This is a genomic window from 'Nostoc azollae' 0708 (assembly GCF_000196515.1).
Lineage (GTDB): Bacteria > Cyanobacteriota > Cyanobacteriia > Cyanobacteriales > Nostocaceae > Trichormus_B > Trichormus_B azollae.
In genome coordinates this window covers 2,305,505-2,323,812 of record NC_014248.1, presented here as the reverse complement: position 1 = coordinate 2,323,812, position 18,308 = coordinate 2,305,505, and the positions used below count along the sequence as shown (strand labels likewise).

General features: G+C 36.8%; 14 protein-coding genes and 6 pseudogenes. 14 read left to right on the top strand and 6 right to left on the bottom strand.

What is annotated here, in order from left to right:
* Nucleotides 1–103 precede the first annotated feature (103 nt).
* The 8 genes and pseudogenes from AAZO_RS41275 to AAZO_RS37860 all read left to right on the top strand — a co-directional run bounded on the left by AAZO_RS41275 (nt 104) and on the right by AAZO_RS37860 (nt 4,048).
* Nucleotides 104–286 (top strand): efflux RND transporter permease subunit, encoded by a 183-nt coding sequence (locus tag AAZO_RS41275; RefSeq protein WP_266889014.1) that lies wholly within the window; start codon nt 104–106, stop codon nt 284–286.
* 47 nt (nt 287–333) lie between these two features.
* The gene (locus AAZO_RS41270; RefSeq protein WP_338027193.1) at nt 334–627 is read left to right on the top strand and encodes an efflux RND transporter permease subunit; all 294 of its coding nucleotides are present in this window, start codon (nt 334–336) and stop codon (nt 625–627) included.
* Between the two features lie 12 nt (nt 628–639).
* Nucleotides 640–1,089 carry an efflux RND transporter permease subunit gene (locus AAZO_RS41265; RefSeq protein WP_266889012.1) on the top strand — a complete coding sequence of 150 codons (450 nt, stop codon included), beginning with the start codon at nt 640–642 and terminating at the stop codon, nt 1,087–1,089.
* 38 nt (nt 1,090–1,127) lie between these two features.
* Nucleotides 1,128–1,754 (top strand): annotated as a pseudogene (locus tag AAZO_RS41260) (efflux RND transporter permease subunit).
* A gap of 133 nt (nt 1,755–1,887) precedes the next feature.
* Nucleotides 1,888–2,136 carry a hypothetical protein gene (locus AAZO_RS42460; RefSeq protein WP_013191240.1) on the top strand — a complete coding sequence of 83 codons (249 nt, stop codon included), beginning with the start codon at nt 1,888–1,890 and terminating at the stop codon, nt 2,134–2,136.
* Nucleotides 2,137–2,390: 254 nt separating this feature from the next.
* On the top strand, nt 2,391–3,314 hold the full coding sequence (locus AAZO_RS10565; protein WP_013191239.1) for a hypothetical protein: 924 nt from the start codon (nt 2,391–2,393) through the stop codon (nt 3,312–3,314).
* Nucleotides 3,315–3,478: 164 nt separating this feature from the next.
* Nucleotides 3,479–3,814 carry a hypothetical protein gene (locus AAZO_RS10560; protein WP_013191238.1) on the top strand — a complete coding sequence of 112 codons (336 nt, stop codon included), beginning with the start codon at nt 3,479–3,481 and terminating at the stop codon, nt 3,812–3,814.
* Nucleotides 3,815–3,883: 69 nt separating this feature from the next.
* A complete protein-coding gene (locus AAZO_RS37860; protein WP_228371791.1) occupies nt 3,884–4,048 on the top strand; it encodes a response regulator in 165 nt (54 codons plus the stop codon).
* On the opposite strand, the gene AAZO_RS37855 is transcribed toward AAZO_RS37860, so the two are convergent.
* Together AAZO_RS37855 and AAZO_RS43670 are read right to left on the bottom strand one after the other, a co-directional pair.
* Nucleotides 3,986–4,177: a C4-dicarboxylate ABC transporter gene (locus tag AAZO_RS37855; RefSeq protein WP_081462757.1), complete on the bottom strand. Its 192-nt coding sequence runs from the start codon at nt 4,175–4,177 to the stop codon at nt 3,986–3,988. The two genes, AAZO_RS37860 and AAZO_RS37855, sit on opposite strands and share 63 nt — an antisense overlap.
* Before the next feature lie 127 nt (nt 4,178–4,304).
* Nucleotides 4,305–5,895 (bottom strand): annotated as a pseudogene (locus AAZO_RS43670) (IS1634 family transposase).
* Between the two features lie 593 nt (nt 5,896–6,488).
* Here AAZO_RS43670 and AAZO_RS44590 point away from each other — a divergent pair.
* The 3 genes and pseudogenes from AAZO_RS44590 to AAZO_RS29845 all read left to right on the top strand — a co-directional run.
* On the top strand, nt 6,489–6,653 hold the full coding sequence (locus tag AAZO_RS44590; RefSeq protein WP_144031280.1) for a response regulator transcription factor: 165 nt from the start codon (nt 6,489–6,491) through the stop codon (nt 6,651–6,653).
* A gap of 145 nt (nt 6,654–6,798) precedes the next feature.
* Nucleotides 6,799–8,213, top strand: a pseudogene (locus AAZO_RS29850) (IS66 family transposase).
* Between the two features lie 565 nt (nt 8,214–8,778).
* Nucleotides 8,779–8,976 (top strand): annotated as a pseudogene (locus tag AAZO_RS29845) (ATP-binding protein); the annotation flags it as partial.
* A 44-nt stretch (nt 8,977–9,020) separates the two neighbouring features.
* On the opposite strand, the gene AAZO_RS10530 reads toward AAZO_RS29845, so the two are convergent.
* Nucleotides 9,021–9,536, bottom strand: coding sequence for a Spy/CpxP family protein refolding chaperone (locus tag AAZO_RS10530; RefSeq protein ID WP_187289642.1), 516 nt, complete (start codon nt 9,534–9,536; stop codon nt 9,021–9,023).
* 360 nt (nt 9,537–9,896) lie between these two features.
* On the opposite strand from AAZO_RS10530, the gene AAZO_RS10525 reads away from it, so the two are divergent.
* Together AAZO_RS10525 and AAZO_RS10520 are read left to right on the top strand one after the other, a co-directional pair.
* Nucleotides 9,897–10,586: a response regulator transcription factor gene (locus AAZO_RS10525; protein ID WP_013191236.1), complete on the top strand. Its 690-nt coding sequence runs from the start codon at nt 9,897–9,899 to the stop codon at nt 10,584–10,586.
* A gap of 26 nt (nt 10,587–10,612) precedes the next feature.
* Entirely contained in the window at nt 10,613–12,091 is a 1,479-nt protein-coding gene (locus AAZO_RS10520) for a sensor histidine kinase (RefSeq protein WP_228371607.1), read from the top strand.
* Nucleotides 12,092–12,104: 13 nt separating this feature from the next.
* On the opposite strand, the gene AAZO_RS10515 is transcribed toward AAZO_RS10520, so the two are convergent.
* Complete coding sequence (locus AAZO_RS10515; RefSeq protein WP_013191234.1) at nt 12,105–13,904, bottom strand: aspartate kinase; 1,800 nt, start codon at nt 13,902–13,904, stop codon at nt 12,105–12,107.
* Between the two features lie 422 nt (nt 13,905–14,326).
* The gene (locus AAZO_RS10510; RefSeq protein ID WP_013191233.1) at nt 14,327–14,701 is read right to left on the bottom strand and encodes a hypothetical protein; all 375 of its coding nucleotides are present in this window, start codon (nt 14,699–14,701) and stop codon (nt 14,327–14,329) included.
* Nucleotides 14,702–14,954: 253 nt separating this feature from the next.
* Between AAZO_RS10510 and AAZO_RS29840 the strand changes: the two are divergent.
* Nucleotides 14,955–16,098 (top strand): annotated as a pseudogene (locus AAZO_RS29840) (IS701 family transposase); the annotation flags it as partial.
* A 330-nt stretch (nt 16,099–16,428) separates the two neighbouring features.
* Here the strand turns inward: AAZO_RS29840 and AAZO_RS43665 are convergent.
* Nucleotides 16,429–18,018: pseudogene (locus AAZO_RS43665) on the bottom strand (IS1634 family transposase).
* Nucleotides 18,019–18,308 lie beyond the last annotated feature (290 nt).

Below are 18,308 nucleotides of genomic sequence, written 5' to 3'. Positions count from 1 at the left end.
AATGTCTATCGTTGCTTGCATGAAAGTAAATGTTCTCCTCATCCTCGTCTAGTATTAGAAGTCATTTCTGATTCTTGTCAAGAACTTAGAGATTCTGTCTTTGGTGCAACTATACTATAGTATAGTTATTTTTCATCCCATTTTTGCTTTAATAGGTGTGGAAGGTAGTATATTTATTGGTTATTTAGTCGCTGTTTTACCTTCTAGTGTTACAGCTTTAACGGTAACTCCTGCTTTATGTGCCATTTTACTTCCTCATCGGAGATTACCAGAAAAAGAACCTTAGGCAGCGAGATTTTTAAGTAGCTTTATCATCCATTACTAAAATCCTCTCTGCGTTGTTCTTCTATTATTATCTCACTAGCTGCAGCTAGTTTAATTGCTGCTACGATTATTTTTCCCAGTTTGCGAAGAGTATTTTTATCAGAATTCCAAGAACAAACTTTAGTGAACACCTTAACTGTATATCCAGGTGTATCTTTAGAAGCCTCAAATAGAGCAGGTTTAGCCGTTCAAGATCCACTCAGAAACGACCCAATGTTTCCTTATGTCCAATTGCGTTCTGGACGTGCGCTAGGTGGTTCTGATGCTGCTGGTGTAAATTTGGCACATTTGGATATTGAATGAAGTGAAGAGGGAATGAAACACAGACAGAAGTCTCTAGAAAAGCTGCGAGAAGAATTAAATAAATTACCAGGAGTTGCGCCAAATATTGGCGGTTTTATTTCTCATCACATGGATGAAGTACTATCTGGAGTCAGGAGTGCTATAGCCGTGAAAATTTTCGGGACAGACTTAGCACAACTCCGCATCATTGGTCAACAAGTAAACGATGTGATGAAAACATCTGAAGGAATTGTTAATTTACAACTAGAAACCCAACTACCAATTCAAGAAATCCAAATTGAATTTGATAGTTCCGCTGCAAGTAGATATAGTTTGACCATCGGTGGAACTCCCGAATATATTGAAACTACCTTAAATGGTAAAGTCGTTTATCAGATTTTAGAAAACCAGAAAAATTTTGATTTACTCCTTTGGTTAGAACTAGAAGCACGACAAAATTTACAGACAATTAGTAATATGTAAGTTGATACTCATGGCGGTGAGAAATACCCTTATCCCAAGTGGCGTTAATTAAAAATGCAACAGGATCGAATACCATCAACCGTGAAAATTTTTCCAGATTGATAGTCCTTTGTGCAAATGCTCAAGGTCGGAACTTACGTTCTGTCGTCAATGAAATTAAAGCGAAAATTAAACAAGAAGTACAAATTCCTAGTAGTGATTACTATATCCAATAAATATGCTGGTCAGTTTGAAGCCGAAGAAAAAGCTATACAGAATAAATTTTTAGCGCCATCGCTTTTGTCACGATTACAGTGATTATGTATCTCTCTGTGAAATCTATTCCTTCCATGATCATGATTATGATTATGATTAACTTACCATTGGCATTAGTAGGAGGTGTAATTGCAGTCGCTTTAACTGGGGGAATTATTTCTATTGCCTCATTAGTTGGTTTTGTAACTTTATTTGGTGTAGCTACCACGAACGGTTTGCTACTGGTAGATAGTTACAACAACAAATTAGCTAAAGGTACACCATTAAGAGAAGTTTTAAGTCAAGGATCTTTGGAAAGATTGATTGCTATTTCAATGACAGCTTTTGCTTCTGCTTTAGGTTTAGCACCATTAGTTTTTGAAGGCGGTCCTGGTAAAGAGATTTTACAACCACTTTCGGTTTTAGTTTAGTTCTGGGTGGTTTGTTTACCTCCACAGTGTTAACTTTATTAGTTATTCGGGCGTTATATGCTCAAATTGGTAGATTTTTCATATCGAACCACTACAGACATAGAGTAGACAGAGAAGAATAGGAAGGAGTTTTATGAAGTTAGTGAAGTTGAGCTTTATTGTTTTCAGCAGTATGGGAGTTCTATTTTTAGGTGCTTATAATAACAGCGAAGCAGGAGCTAGTAACAACCCAGAACCAGTAACAAAGACTGAAAATATACCTACAACAACAAAACTGGCCGCAACTCAACATAGTAAACCCAGTAAAGGTGATCAAGTTCTCGAAGTTGGTAAATATCATTTAGAATTTGTACCTGAACCAGAAAAAAACGTACACAGTTAGATTTTTATCTGCTTTCTGGTGACAAACATGAAACAGTTCCTAATGCAAAGGTGACAGCACAAGCTAAAACTCCTAAAGGACAACAAAAAACCCTCAACCTTATCTATGATAAGAAGGTAAATACTACGCTAAGCTTTTACCAGCAGCAAATACAGGTGAATATCAGGTAGTTGTACTTTCTGATATTAAAGGTGAAAAAATTAACGGTAAATTTTCATTTAAACGCTAGATTCTAATCTAAGGATAAAACAAGTATGAAACATATTTTACTAGGGATGTTCGTGGGTGCAACATTGTTAGTTTCTCCTGGTTGTTCATCAACTAAACCAGGTGAAGTAAATGTTGCTAATGGTGAAACCAGTTCTCAACTGGAAAAACAAGAGGGAAAATCCATGAGTGACAGTCAAGACGGACACTCAATGGAACAAATGAATCATGATACCCATACAATGGAAAATATGAATCATGAAGATAACTCAAGAACCACTACCGAAGCCAAATTAAAAGCACCTAAAAAGTTAGCTGCTAATCAACAGATTAACTTAGTTATTAATATTCAGGATACTGCAGGAAAACCAGTCAATAAATTTGATATCTTCCAGGGAAAACTAATGCACTTAATAGTGGTTAGTAATGATTTGGAACATTTCGACCATCTTCACCCAGACTATAAAGAAAATGGTCGCTTTGAAGTTAGTGCCAAATTTCCCACACCAGGGGAATATACACTCTTCAGTGACTATAAACCAACCGGACAAAAGGAATCTTTATCATTAACAAACATCTCCATTCCTGGTTCAGTTCCCCTTCCCAAGAACTTATCTAAATATGAGGAAACCAAAACCTTATCAGATACAAAAGTTAACCTCAATCTATCAGCACCAACAATCAAAGCTGGTAAAGATATTAAATTAACCTTTGATTTAAAAGACAACAAAAATCAAACCATCAAAGACCTACAACCATACTTAGGAGAAAAAGGACATTTACTAATTATCAAAAGCTCATCTCCTCTAACCGCCTCCGATTATATCCACGCGCACGCTATCAAAAATACGACTGGTGAAAACATTGAATTTCATACAAATTTTCCCAAATCAGGAACATATAAAATGTGGATGCAATTTAAGCACAACGGGAAAATCAAAACCGCAGATTTTTGGGTTAACGTAGAATAAAATATCTAAGTTACATTTGAATTTCATAAAGATTTATCACAATTCAAAAGCTCAAACTTTAGATTGACTTGATTAAGGTTCAATGATGAAAAAAAATAATTATTTGTAGTCTAATTACCCTCTTATTCATTTCTCCAATTCCAGCAACCCTAGGAGCAGGGGCTTTGCGGGATGCAAAAGCTCCTCATATTATTCATAGTGGTGCACATCCAAATCATGTCATCTTACAAAAAACTGCTCATTATTTTGAAATACATATCCAAGGTAGAGCAGTTTCACAACTTTCTATTGATGTACCAAATGGAATTAAAGTGACTGAAGGGGTTGATATCAGTAATCAATATGGGAAAAAAATAGATGCTAATGTTCCTAGTAATAATGGGAAATATACAATTAATTTTGCCCAACCTGTGCCAATAGAAACTATACTCTCTATTTTCTTAAATGGGATTATTACTGATAATCATGACTCTAATATTGCTCTATCCGTTCTATGCTAGAACTGTGGGTATAGCAGCATATATACCAATTGGTACAGTCCGAATTCAAACTTACAGGTAGCTGGAATCGTGAAAATCCTACTAGTCGAAGATGAAGCAGATTTAGGTGCAGCTATCAAACAAACCCTAAATCAAGAGGCTTATGTAGCCCACATTCAGCACCATAAAGTGCTACAGAGAGAAATTACGGAGACAAAAAATCCAAGGGAGCATAAAAAGAAACATATGCAGTGAAAAAAGGCATTGGAGAAACAGTAAAGCACCAAAAATAGCATCAAAAGCTATTCTCAATAAGGAGCAATAAGAAAGGACACCGCCCAGAGGAGTCAATAGATAAATGAAGATATTCAAGAGATAAATCATAACTTAGACTAATAGATTGAAGTAAAAAAAGAAATTATGGACATAGTAAAATAGAGCTATAAATCAAAGACATTAGGTTGTTTTCTGATATTAATTAAATTAATACAGAGAAAAATTAGGTAACTAATTAATAGTAGGGAAAACAATGCTCTGGTAAAAGATTCACAATGAAATCTCTCTCTTGAGTCCAGTAACAGATGTGTTTTTCTTGGTTAAGTGTAACTAAATGAATAGACTTAGAGCGTGGAAAAATCCAGCGTAAAGTGGGGCGGTCAGTTGGTTTACCCAATTGATTTTTACGGTTGATTTAGACTCTCTCACAGCGGTTGTAATTTGTCGTTGCGCTCAAGTATAAACCAGCAGAGATAAACCCATCATCATTCCCAGGGACTCTATTCTCTCTGGACTTTTTAGGAAAATACTGTCTGCAAAAAATAATGGGTCTTTGAGAAAAGCAAACCCTCTCTGGCAAGACTGTTGAGCTTTATATTCATTCAAGATGGAGTCATGGCTAAGTTCATTGGAATCCAAAAAGTTTGTAGCAATAATAAAAGGCCCTGCCCTCAGAAATTCTGTATTAATTTTACTTTTATTCTGGGAGACTGTAGCTGATATTTCAGAGGATATCTCTCCTGAACTATCTTTTTTCTTAGATTTGATTTGAGTAACTTTACTCTGGTTAATTTGGTGATATTTGAATTGTTTGAATAGGTTAGATAACCCCTTGATAGCATCACCTTCACAAGCAAATTTTTCTGGTGATAACTTTTTCAAAACTTGCACAGCTTTTGATTGTGCCTTGGTAATTTTTTGTGAGAGCTTACCCAGGTCTAATTCTCTTCTTTCTTGACTTTGCACTACTAACCATCTTTGTTCTATTCCTGGATAATTTACTGTTTTTGAAGCTAGTTTATATCCGGGTAAGTTACTATCAATAAATTCTGGTTCTGGTAATGTTGATATTAATGATAGTGCTGATTCTACGCTTAATGGCACTGGACATAACCAGCTTAAATCTGACATCATTCATCATTTTTAGATTTGATTCTGTATATAAGGACCAGTCTGCTACTATGAGACTGTTAACTTTTAATTGTTTTTGGTACTCTACTGCTATTTTAGCAAAGCATGATGAATCTGCTTGGTTTCCCGATGCTAGTTTTAAAAATATATATTGGTATGTCTCCATCTCCTGAACATATCATTTCTATGATGGACTGTTTTAACTCCGGTCTATGGTGACCAGAATAACCGTAGGTAATGGTTATTTCTTTTGGTGATTTTACTGCTAATTCTTCTAGTTCTTGATTATTTCCTAGTTTTTGACTCTCAAATATTACTTCTGGTAAGCTGGTATTATATTGCCCATGTACGTCCATTTATGATGAGTCTAGATGGCCTGCTCATAGGGATACTCCAAATTTTTGGGCTGCTTTTAAGGCGATAATAAAGAATATTCTATCCAATCCTTTTATAAATAGTTTATCCATGACTCTCCCCAGTTTATCATCCTTGAGATATTCTGGTTTTACTCCTGGTCCTATTAGATGGTCACAGGGGATTGTTTCAAAATCTTGGGGAAACATATATAAGGGTTTTTATACAAATCCTAACCCGTTGATTATCATAGCTTTTACTACATGACCCGGACTTACTTTCTCTCCAATTTCAAGGATTATTTCTACTACTCCTATGGCGTCTATTATTCCTGCTACTATGCCTCAATGGTCTAGGTTTTGAATTTCCATTTTTTGAAGCTTTGATTTCACAACAGAATTATCCACAACTCCTGTTGTGATTAAATCATTTCTTCTTCTGTTCTAATTTAATTTTTAAATCATTAAATTTTCTTTTCTTTTATCTTCTTTACAAAACTTTATTCTCTCACTCTATTGCCATTTTAATGATACTGTTCTTATTAAGCCTTTTCTTCCTTGCAGGAGCTTTAGTTCTTGTGTAGTAGTATCTGTGACAGTTAAGGTGCGGAAGGTGGGATGTAGTAGATTAGTTATTAGATGGTAACATGGTAACGAAGCATGGAACTATCTAGAAACCCAATCAACAGAATACACCTTAGCCATCTTCGACTGGTTAATTCCTATATCAGGCTTAAAACTATGTAAAAAATTAAGGTCAAAAAATGACCCATCAGCAGTTTTAATGCTCATAGCAAAAAACTGCATGGAAGATGAACTCATAGGTTTTAGATGCTGGTGCACATAATTATTTAGTTAAACCATTTGGAATCGCGGAATTATTAGCAACGCTACGTGGATTACAAAGAAGCTCACCACAAACACAAACCCAAAAAATGCAATTAGAAAACTTTACTTTAGATTATGAGACTCCTAACCTTTATGATCAAGATATAGAAATTACTCTCACTAATAAAGAATTTCAATTATTAGAATATTTTTTAAACATCCTCATCAAATTACTACCCGTGACGAAAGTATCAATCAACTTTGGGAATTAGGAGAAGAACCTCTCAGTAATGTAGTAGCAGCCTAAATGCGGTTATTAAGACGTAAACTAGAAGAAAAAGGTTGTATTACTTTGAAGTAAGGATTGAGGTGGTGGGGTATTGACAAGTGTGATAGGTGAGGCAGAATATAGCAGTTATGGAAAAGAAGCTGGGACCAAAACTAGACAGAGAGATATTGAAGCAGTTGGGAACAGAGCAACTGGTAGAAATCATTATTGACTAGGCCAAAAGTATAGAGAACCTAAGAAATAGAGTAGTAGAACTGGAAAAAGAAATAGAGAAACTCAAAGTCAGTAGAGATTTAGAGACCATAACATGATCCACACCACCCTTGGGAGACATCCTCAAAAAAACCGAGAACAAACAACAAGAGAAACCAGAAGAGAAGCAGACACGAAAACGGAAACCAGGAGGACAACCAGGGCATAGGGGAAAAAGGAGAAAGGTGTTTAGTGGAGTAGATAGAATAGATTTGAGATAGTGGGACGGCAAGTGTGTGGATGGTGAGGTCAGGGGCAATTGTTTGGCGAACCAATAAAAATCCAAACACAACAAGTAGGGGAGTTGGTGGACAGGCCAATAGAAGTGGATTTGGACTGTGTGTAGGGAAACACAAATGGCACACTGCTCACCAGAGATAGTACCGGGACAAGATATAGGAATCACAGGACAAGCTTTTTTGGGATGGATCAATAACTAGGGCCATTGAGCCTATGAAAAACAACACTTGTTGTTGTGGGAACTGGGTCAAATAGAAATTGGAGTGGGAACATTAGTAGGTACCAATGAAGGAATAGATGGTCCAGTGGCTCAAAGTATTCATAGCCTCAAACAGTGGATCAAACAAACCCAGCCTCATATCCTTGGGGATGAAACACCCTGGGTAGTCAAAGGGGTGAAACAATGGTTATGGATTTTTGCCAATAGTGACTTCCCTTTATTTCACGGGTCTGATACTCCTTGTCCTGGCAAATTAGAATCCATTGTGGGTTCAAGTTACTCTGGTGTACTCAGTTCTGATGACTTTACTGCCTATAACGATTATGCGGTCACAGCTCAATAGAAATGTCAGGCACATCTACCCTACCCCGTCACTTCAAGACACTAATCAAGATTCCTGGCTTCAACCACCAAGAAATTGGCACAAAATTCATGGACCTCATAGATGAAGGTTTTAAAAACTACCCTTTATTCCAACAAACCCAAAACCTTCATAAATTCTTGACTTGCCCATCCTAGTTTCAACCAAAAGTTGAATCTTCCATTCATTCATTGATCAAGCCCCAGGGGAACCTGGTAAACTTTTACCTTCCTTAGGCACTAGACCTTGATAATAATTTAGCTGAACCAAGGTTAGGTTTAGCACTGACACATCGAAAAGTCTGTGGTGGTTCTCTTTCTCTAGAGCTATTCCAACATACTGCCAATTTATTGACCGTTATACAAACTTGTCGCCGTCAAGCACTTTCTCGAATTGAGTTTTTTGACCAACCTATGAAAGCCATGGTTCACTCTGCTTTCCATACACCTTCTTTAATCCCTTTACCTTAGACCTGAATCCTTACTACTTTAATCCAAACTGTGTATGGTATTGGTTGTCGTTTAAATTTATAATAGATGTAGGAATGTAAGTATTCAGGTTTTTCAGGCTAACGCCAAAAATTCCTATTTGATTTGATAATTAACCAACTTGTCAAACATTCTGACTCCTGAATTCTTACGTAGGACTATCTTCTACAGGAATATTAAGCAGTGTTAGGTTGTGACCCAAGCTAAAAATTATCAATTTATGAATCATAGTCAACTTTTTAAATTAACAAGATGGCGTTTGGCTCTTTGGTATACTGCTATGATGGGAGTGATTCTTAGTTTATGTGGATTTGGGTTATATGAGGCTATAGCTCATGCCCATTGGGTTGCATAAATGAAAAATTCAAATCGGTTGCGGGTAAACTTCATGACAGAATAGAACCAACTTTAAAACAGCCAGTTTTGACAACTCAAATTAGACAGGAAAAAATCAATATATTAGGTAGGTGATGAAGAACAAGTATATCGGTTTTTATCTAATTTAGTTTTAGGTGCAGTTTAATATACCTTAGGTGGTGGGGAAGTAAAGATAATTTCAGATAGTAATCTCCATCAAGCTACTATTCAAGTTGAAGATATAGGTGTGCCAATAGCACCGGAACATCATACACAAATCTTTGCTAGATTTTGGTGGGTGAATTGCGATCGCTCTCGTAATACTGGCGGTTCTGGCATAGGATTACCTATAGGCAACCAATCGCGATCGCACACCACGGAACACTAGAAGTCAGCAGCAGTTTAAACCAAAGTAGTCTATTTACATTACGATTACCTCAGTTGTAATTGCCGTTTCCTCACCTGACGCTGCTCCATTAATTTCCCTAACTGGTTACGCTGTTGTGCTGTTAAAACTTGTCGTTCAGCTAACATCATTTCAAAACGTTTATTATCAAGTTTTTGACGTAACCCTTGGACTGTTTGGTATTGTTTGCGTAACTTTTCTGGAGAAGCACCACTTGCAAACAGTGATCGCATTTGTTTATGAGCTTCCATTAATTGTGAACTTAGGGATTTAGTATCTTTTTTACCTTTTTCATGAAGTTGCTTAATTTGTGCTTCTTGTTCACTAGAAAGATTAATTTCCTTAGCCCAAGGTAGTTCTCCATTACCTCTTTGTTCACCTCTACCACCACTAGGAGGAGGGGGAGCAAAACCATCACTTGGTTCTCCTTCACGATCTGGTCGTTGATTCTGTGTTCCTTGTGCAATAATCGGTGCTGAGTGGGTTTTGGTTACTGCTAGCACACTACTAATAGGGATTAAAATTGATACTGCACCTATCAAAAAAAAATTACGTGGATTCATCATCTTTCTGCTCAATTGGTTGATGTTCTTAATTTCAGCAGCCAAGAATTACAGATAAATATGCAGTTAAATTACAAATTTGTAATTCTTCTTAAAATCCCAGAGAATTAGAATAAATGAATAAATTAGGACTTACGCAAGTGTCATACTCATTGTTTCTTGTAGGGTGGGTCAGATGTAGAAAATCTTTTGATACTAACCAAGTTATAGGTCTGATGTACCTTAATGAATAATATGCCAGTTGCGTAAGTCATGTAAATCATGAAACTATAGAAATCATACACCCGTAAATGTAAAGCGCATTACTTAACCCCTACACGAGTTAAACAGGACTGTTATATGCACATTTTGTACATCGAAGACGAAGCGAAAATTGCCAACTTCGTCTGTGCAGGATTGAAAGAACAAGGTTTTGTTGTCGATTATATTGATAATGGCGATGAAGGTTATTACCGGGCAATGGAAAACGAATATGATGTTATTGTACTAGATATCATGTTACCAGGCAAAGACGGACTAGCAATTTTGAAAAGCTTGCGTCGCGCTGGACGTAATTTACCAGTAATATTATTAACTGCTCGTAATGAACTAGATGATCGGCTAGAAGGATTAAATTTAGGTGCAGATGATTACTTATCCAAACCGTTTTTTGTTGAAGAATTAATAGCCAGAATTCATGCAGTTATTCGTCGCATATCTGGAGAACGTCAAAACATCCTCCGCGTCGGTTCTCTTGCATTAGATCGGATTACCCGCGAAGTAACCTGTAATTATCAATTAGTAGAATTAACTACTCGTGAATTTAACTTATTAGAATATTTAATGCGTTCTCCTGGTAGGGTATTTACCCGGACACAAATTCTCGAACACGTTTGGGGTTATGATTTCAATCCTAATACTAATTTAGTCGATGTTTGCGTACAAAGATTGCGAAAAAAAATTGAAAAAGTCGCAGGTGATAGTTGGATTGATAGCGTGCGTAGTGTTGGTTATTTATTTCGTAAATCAGGAAAAATAGGTGATATCTGACAGAAAAAAGAGATGTTCATGCTTTTTTGAATACAAAATATATGGAGTTTAATTTGAAAATTCGTTCATTTCGTCTTCGCATTGCTTTACTGTCAGCCTCACTCGCTGGTAGTGCATTGATAGGATTTGGTTTTGCCTCTTGCTTGCTGATTTATAAAACAAAAGTTGACGCGCTTGATGCAGAAATCAAAAGCCAGTTATTAGCAAATAACACTCGTCCACCCAGATTTGATAATACTTTACAGAAATCAACGGCTTTATTAGTAGTAGATAGAGATGGAGAAACATTATATCAATCAAATAATTGGCCATCTGATTTAAATTCAACAATACTATGTTCACCACAGTCTGAATTAAATTGTCAGCCGTTTCCACCACCATTACCACCGAGACAGCAACGACAATTTCTGATTCCAAATCAATTACCACCTTTACCACCACCAATGAAACTTTCTCAAGTCTCCACAAAGCAAACATACCAGGAAGTTTGGCGAATTGGTGTGATCACATCCCCTCATCACCGTTTGATTATTGCTATTAGTCTAAGTGAAATTGACCGCGAAATGAGTGTGATTCGCAACGTTTTTTCGATTGCAGTCCCAATTGTACTAATTTTAGTAGCGATCGCAGCTTGGTGGTTGTCAGGAACAGCTTTACAACCCATCCGTAAAGTAACCACAACTATTCGCGGTGTAACAGTCAAAGGACTAAGTCAGCGCATTCCTATGGGTACAACTGATGTTGAGTTCATCGAACTAATTGGAGTTTTCAATCAAATGATGGAACGTTTAGAACGCAGTTTTCAACAAGCATCCCGGTTTAGTGGAGATGCAGCACATGAACTGAAAACACCATTAGCAATTTTACAAGGAGAATTAGAGTTAGCTTTACAAAAAGCTGAACCCGCCTCCCAACTTCAGCAAAGTTTAAGTAACCTAATTAATGAAGTCAGACGTTTAAGTTCGATTGTCAGAAAACTACTGTTATTATCTTTAGCTGATGCTGGGCAAATGCAATTATATCAAATTGATGTGGATGTATCAAAAATTTTAGCAGATCTTATTGAAGATATAGAAATTCTTGCTCCTGATTTGCAGGTGGAAACAAATATTGCTGCTGATTTATGGGTCAAAGCAGACAAAGATTTACTAACTCAAATTATCCAAAATTTGATTAGCAATGCCATTAAATATAATGTTCCTTCTGGATGGTTAAGAATTGATTGCCAACATAAAAATAATTTAGTTTATTTAACTGTCACCAATAGTTCTCAAGACATTTCTCCCCAGGATAAGGAAAGATTATTTGAGCGTTTTTATCGTGGTGATTTGTCACACAATCGCCAAATTGAAGGTATTGGGTTAGGATTGAGTTTATCACGGGAAATAGCCCGCGCTCATAACGGAGATTTGCAGTTAGATGATACATTTATTGGTGAGACTGCTTTTACATTAAAGTTAGGGTTTTCTACACCCAGCACCCTAACTCCTACACCTCTTTCATAGTTGCTATCTATTTTCACACTGGGACTACAAATTTTTCACTACCAGCTAAATCAAAAGCTGTATGAATGACTTGTAAAGCTTTGACACCTTCATCTTGTCCCACAACACAACTAATTTTAATTTCCGAAGTAGCAATCATTTGGATGTTAATTTTATTTTCTGCTAAAGCTGTAAACATTTTGGCTGCAATACCTGGTTGTCCTACCATCCCAGAACCAACGATACTGACTTTGGCGATCGCATTATCTAAAACTACTTCACCCCATCCTAGTTCATCTGCTACTTGGGTTAATTTTTGTTGGGCGTTTTCTACATCCATCCTAGCCACAGTAAAGGCAATATCCCGACGTGTTACACCATCCACTACCCGGCAGCGTTGGGACTGAATAATCATATCCACGCTGATGTTATATTCTGCCAATAATCCAAACAATTTTGCAGCCATCCCTGGTTGATCTGGAACTTGGCGAATTGCTAACCGCGCTTGATTCATATCTAAAGCAACACCACGCACAGCAGGAGATTCAGGAGTTGGGGAAGCAAGGACAGCGGGGGAAGCAGTAATTTCAAAAGCGTTACAGAGAGCAACAATAGCGCGATCGCAATCTGTCGCATCTACCAAGCAACTCACTTTCACTTCACTGGTAGAAATCATTTGAATATTTACTTTAGCTTGCGCTAAGGTAGCAAATATCTTGGCAGCCACACCAGGACGGCCAATCATTCCCGCCCCAGAAATACTCACTTTGGCTGTATTACTTTCTACTAAAACTTCAGCTTCATCTGAATTAGGTTGACTTCTCAAAGCCGGGGCAATAGAGGCTGCTATAGCTTCATCGCGTTTTAATATATGTGTATTTACTGTGAAAGCAATATCATTAGTATTACCTTCATGAATTGACTGAATAATCAAATCTACATCAACATTTTGCCGGGAAATTTCCCCAAATAACCGCGCTGCCACTCCCGGCTTATCTGGTACACGCAGCAAAGAGAATTTAGCCTGGTTTATATCAAATTCTATCGCATCCACAGGACGAGCTAATTCTAAATTGACGAGCGATCGCTCTTGAGTTCTGGAAGTTGTGACCCAAGTCCCTGGTTGATCGGTCCAACTTGAGCGGACCACCAAAGGCACACCATAATTCCTCGCTATTTCCACCGCACGGGGATGTAATACTTTCGCACCTAAACTAGCTAGTTCCAGCATTTCATCACAGGTGATTTCTGTCATCAACTGGGCTTCTGGGACAAGGCGGGGGTCTGTAGTTAAAATACCTGGTACATCTGTATAAATTTCACAGAAATTTGCCCCTAATGCCGCTGCCAAAGCTACTGCAGAAGTGTCAGAACCACCACGTCCCAAAGTAGTAATTTCCATTTTTCTAGCGCTAGAAATACCTTGGAATCCAGCCACAACAACCACTTTACCTAAATTAATCTGCCCCATCAAACGCCCTGTTTCAATATGCAAAATCCGAGCGCGGGTGTGTTCAGCTTCGGTAACAATTCCTACCTGAGCGCCAGTCATAGAAATTGCCGCTTGTCCAATTTCCTGCAAAGCCATACTCAATAAAGCGATCGTGACTTGCTCCCCAGTGGAAAGCAGCATATCCATTTCCCGACGGTTAGGACTTTTAGAGATTTCATTGGCTAGTTTCACCAGTCCATCGGTGGTTTTTCCCATCGCGGAAACGACTACGACAACGGAATTTCCTGCTTGCACAGTTTTGTAAACCCGCTTTGCAACCGCTTGGATACGTTCTACAGAACCAACAGATGAACCACCGTATTTCTGAACTATAAGGGCCATAACTGTAAATGTTTGAATATTCAATCAATTGTGCTGGCTGTAATTAAAACTTCCATGGGGAGGCCTTAAAACATGACCAGATATTTAAACTTCTAAAATATCAGAATCAGCGATCGCACAAACCCATAAACTTATATCTTTTTGTGTATTTTTCTTTGTGGGAAATTTTTGCTCTACCGGATCTGATCACCGGATCTGACCTCAGAGTATCCCATTAAAGCTGCTCCTACTAAGAAAGAACGACTCTACCGTACTTGTTATGGTAAATTACCAGTCTGAAAGTGGGAACTCTTAACAGGGAACGGAGGAAAGAAGTACTATTTTGAAATAATGTTAAAAATTATACCTTAAGCTTAATACATGGTTAGGTTTTGTGAGATTTTTTGCTAGATTTCGCATATTAGTACTGAAGGAGCAAGAATTTAATATTCTCGTATTTCTTCCTGCTGGATCGTAACTTCTTCATTTGCGGGTTTAATTGGAAAATCAATCACCCATTGCAACTTTGATTGATCTCCTTGCAAATATTCAGCTATAGAATTTGCCACTGAAGAAACTGCCTTAATAGTTACAAGATAATCAAAAATATTTGCGATAATTCGCAATGTTTCTGCTGTCCATTCTGTGTCTGCTATTAGTAGAGCAAGAATATATTTGTTCTTACCTTTCCAAGTAATAGCTGGAAATATTTTATCTTTAGCATATAAAGATGCATGTCTAGATGATAATTCTCTCACTTCTATAAATGCTTCAGGTTCATTTTCAGAAGGTACAATAAAATCCGAATCTAAAATCATATATCACTCCTTCTAAATACTTGTATTCCTTCTCTCGTTTATAAGGAACATCAGCTTCATCAAGTGCTGTAGCTACTATACTTTATAGTACTACTCTACCTACTAAATCACGAACTATTCCTTCTAATGTTGTTTCCAAGCGTTGCAAAATTTCCTGATCATCTATATTTTGATTAGCGGGACTTAAACAAAAGTTAAGAGTAAAAAGGAGTATGGTGCGGTTTCGGTGTAGCTTTCACGTTAAAAGAAGCTGATGAAAGAAACCACTGCCCCAGCAATGGCACCATGGTTTGAAAGATGGTGTCATTTGATAATGTATTTCCTCACCAAGGGGAAAAAAGAGACTTTAGACATTATTTAGGGGGATTATTAGGTGAAAGTGAGAGAAGAAACCTATTTCAAATGGCAGAGAATGCCCTAGGTGTGACCTACCACCGATTACACCACTTTTTAACTGAAGGACCTTGGTCCAGTTCCCAAGTGAATGAGCGTCGCTTAAAGATTATGAACAAGTGTAGTCAGAGGAGAATCACCAGAGGATTTAGCTTAATAATTCATGATTATGACCATAGAAAAAGGGGGAATTTTAAGGATGGAGTAGGAAGAAAATATATTGGAGAAATTGGGAAAAGGGATAATGGAATAGTAGTAGTAATAACACATCTATATGATGGCAGTAAAAGCTTAGCATTACATATGGAGTTATATCACCACGGTGATTCTTGACCCAAAGGGAAACAAGACCCTATATTTGAGAATAAACCTGAGTTAGGAATTAAATTAATAGATCTGACCTTAAGCCGTGGTTATCAACCAGGAATAGTAATTATAGATGCTGGATATGGCCACAATACATCTTTCTTATTAAAGATAGGAAATCGGAATTGAAAGTATTTAGGAGGATTAGGTAAAAATCCTAAAGTCCTTGCCAGTGACTAAGAGGATAGTCCACAAATAATTAGGTTAGATGAATTAGCACAAAGTTTACCCCAAGAGGCTTTTACAGAAATTAAACTGGAGTTAGATAAACCCAAAACATTATGGGTAGTAACTAAAGAAGTAGAAATATCACCCTTAACTGGAAAGGGCAATATTGCTATCCTCATCAACGGTTCTACTTTCTCTCAAGCCACTGATATGGACTACTTTATTACCAATATTTCTTCATCAATGATCACACCCCAATGGATAGTTGATACATATTCTCAAAGAAATTGGGTAGTAGTTGTTTACAGGGAAGCCAAGGGATGGTTAGGACTCAACGAATATCAAGTTCGATATAACAGCAGTTGACTGCGCTGCGCCATTTTATTTTGGTTTTCTGTGCCTACACTTTTATTCTTTGCCATCAGTGGACTGGAGAGTTAAGACCAAAGTGGGCTAAGAAACCTTTGAATCCCACATTTGGCACCCTAAAGTTCCACAGAGAGAAATTACGGAGAGAAAAAATCCAAGGGAGCATAAAAAGAAACATATGCAGTGAAAAAAGGCATTGGAGAAACAGTAAAGCACCAAAAATAGCATCAAAAGCTATTCTCAATAAGGAGCAATAAGAAAGAACACCGCCCAGAGGAGTCAACAGATAAATGAAGATATTCAAGAGATAAATCATAACTTAGACTCATAGATTGAAGTAAAAAAAGAAATTATTGACATAGTAAAGTAGAGCTATCAATCAAAGACATGAGGTTATTTTCTGATATTAATTAAATTAATAGAGAGAAGAATTAGGTAAGTAATTGATAGTAGGGAAAACAATGATATGGTAAAATATTCACAATGAAATCTCTCTCTTGAGCCCAGTAACAGATGTGTTCTTCTTGGTTAAGAGTAACTAAATGAATAGACTGAAACCATGGAAAAATCCAGCGTAAAGTGGGGCGGTCAGTTGGTTTGCCCAATTGATTTTCTACTCTTGATCTAGACTCTCTCACAGCGGTTCTAATTTGTCGTTAAGCTAAAGTATAAACCAGCAGACATAAAACCATAATCATTACCAGGGACTCTATTCTCTCTGGACTTTTTAGGAAAATACTGTCTGCAAAAAATAATGGGTCTTCTCTCGCAAGACTATTGAGCTTTATATTCACTCAAGATGGAGTCATCGGTAAGTTCATTGGAATCCAAAAGGTTTGTAGCAATAATAAAACGCCCTGCCCTCAGAAATTCTGTATTAATTTTACTTTCATTCTGGGAGAATGTAGCTGATATTTCATAGGATATCTCTCCTGACCTATCTCTTTTCTTAGATTTGATTTGGGTAACTTTACTCTCGTTAATTTGGTGATATTTGAATTGTTTGAATAGGTTAGATAACCCCTTGATAGCATCAGCCTCACAAGCAAATTTTTCTGGTGATAACTTTTTCAAATCTTGCACAGCTTTTGATTGTGCCTTGGTAATTTTTTGTGAGAGTTTACCTAGGTCTGATTCTCTTCTTTCTTGACTTTGCACTACTAACCACCTTTGTTCTATTCCTGGATAATTTACTGTTTTTGAAGCTAGTTTATATCGGGGTAAGTTACCATCAACAAATTCTGGTTCTGGTAATGTTGATATTAATCATTGTGCTGATTTTATGCTTAATGGCACTGGACATAACCAGCTTAAATCTGACATCATTTATCATTTTTAGATTTGATTCTGTATATAAGGCCCAGTCTGCTACTATGAGACTGTTAACTTTTAATTGTTGTTGGTACTCTACTGCTATTTTAGCAAAGCATGATGAATCTGCTTGGTTTCCCGATGCTAGTATTGAAAATATATATTGGTATGTCTCTATCTCCTGAATATATCATTTCTATGATGAACTGTTTTAACTCCGGTCTATGGTCACCAGAATAACCGTAGGTGATGGTTATTTCTTTTGGTGATTTTACTGTTAATTCTTCTAGTTCTTGATTATTTCCTACTTTTTGACTCTCAAATATTACTTCTAGTAAGCTGGTATTATATTGCCCATGTACGTCCATTTATGATGAGTCTAGCTCCCCTGCTCATAGGGATACTCCAAATTTTTGGGCTGCTTTTAAGGCGACAATAAAAAATATTCTATCCAATCCTTTTATAAATAGTTTATCCATGACTCTCCCCAGTTTATCGTCCTTGAGATATTCTGGTTTTACTCCTGCTCCTATTAGATGGTCACAGGCTATTTTTTCAAAATCTTAGGGAAATATCATATATAAGGGTTTTTATACAAATCCTAACCCGTTGATTATCATGGCTTTTACTACATGACCCGGACTCACTTTCTCTCCAATTTCAACGATTATTTCTACTACTCCTATGGCGTCTATTATTCCTGCTACGATGCCTAAATGGTATAGGTTTTTGAATTTCCATTTTTTGAAGCTTTTATTTCACAACAGAATTATCCACAACTCCTGTTGTCATTACATCATTTCTTCTTCTGTTCTAATTTAATTTTTAAATCATTAAATTTTCTTTTCTTTTATCTTGTTTACAGAACTTTATTCTCTCACTCTATTCCCATTTTAATCATACTATTCTCATTAAACCTTTTCTTCCTTGAAGGAGCTTGAGTTCTTGTGTACTACTATCTGTGAGAGTTAGGGTACGGAAGGTGGGTTGAATACTTTTA

Excerpts from the sequence above, each read along its gene's own strand:
- AAZO_RS10510 (WP_013191233.1), bottom strand. The coding sequence starts at position 14,701 with ATGATTTTAGATTCGGATTTTATTGTACCTTCTGAAAATGAACCTGAA.
- AAZO_RS10515 (WP_013191234.1), bottom strand. The coding sequence starts at position 13,904 with ATGGCCCTTATAGTTCAGAAATACGGTGGTTCATCTGTTGGTTCTGTA.
- AAZO_RS41265 (WP_266889012.1), top strand. The coding sequence starts at position 640 with ATGAAACACAGACAGAAGTCTCTAGAAAAGCTGCGAGAAGAATTAAAT.
- AAZO_RS37855 (WP_081462757.1), bottom strand. The coding sequence starts at position 4,177 with ATGATTTATCTCTTGAATATCTTCATTTATCTATTGACTCCTCTGGGC.
- AAZO_RS10525 (WP_013191236.1), top strand. The coding sequence starts at position 9,897 with ATGCACATTTTGTACATCGAAGACGAAGCGAAAATTGCCAACTTCGTC.
- AAZO_RS42460 (WP_013191240.1), top strand. The coding sequence starts at position 1,888 with ATGAAGTTAGTGAAGTTGAGCTTTATTGTTTTCAGCAGTATGGGAGTT.
- AAZO_RS44590 (WP_144031280.1), top strand. The coding sequence starts at position 6,489 with ATGCAATTAGAAAACTTTACTTTAGATTATGAGACTCCTAACCTTTAT.
- AAZO_RS10565 (WP_013191239.1), top strand. The coding sequence starts at position 2,391 with ATGAAACATATTTTACTAGGGATGTTCGTGGGTGCAACATTGTTAGTT.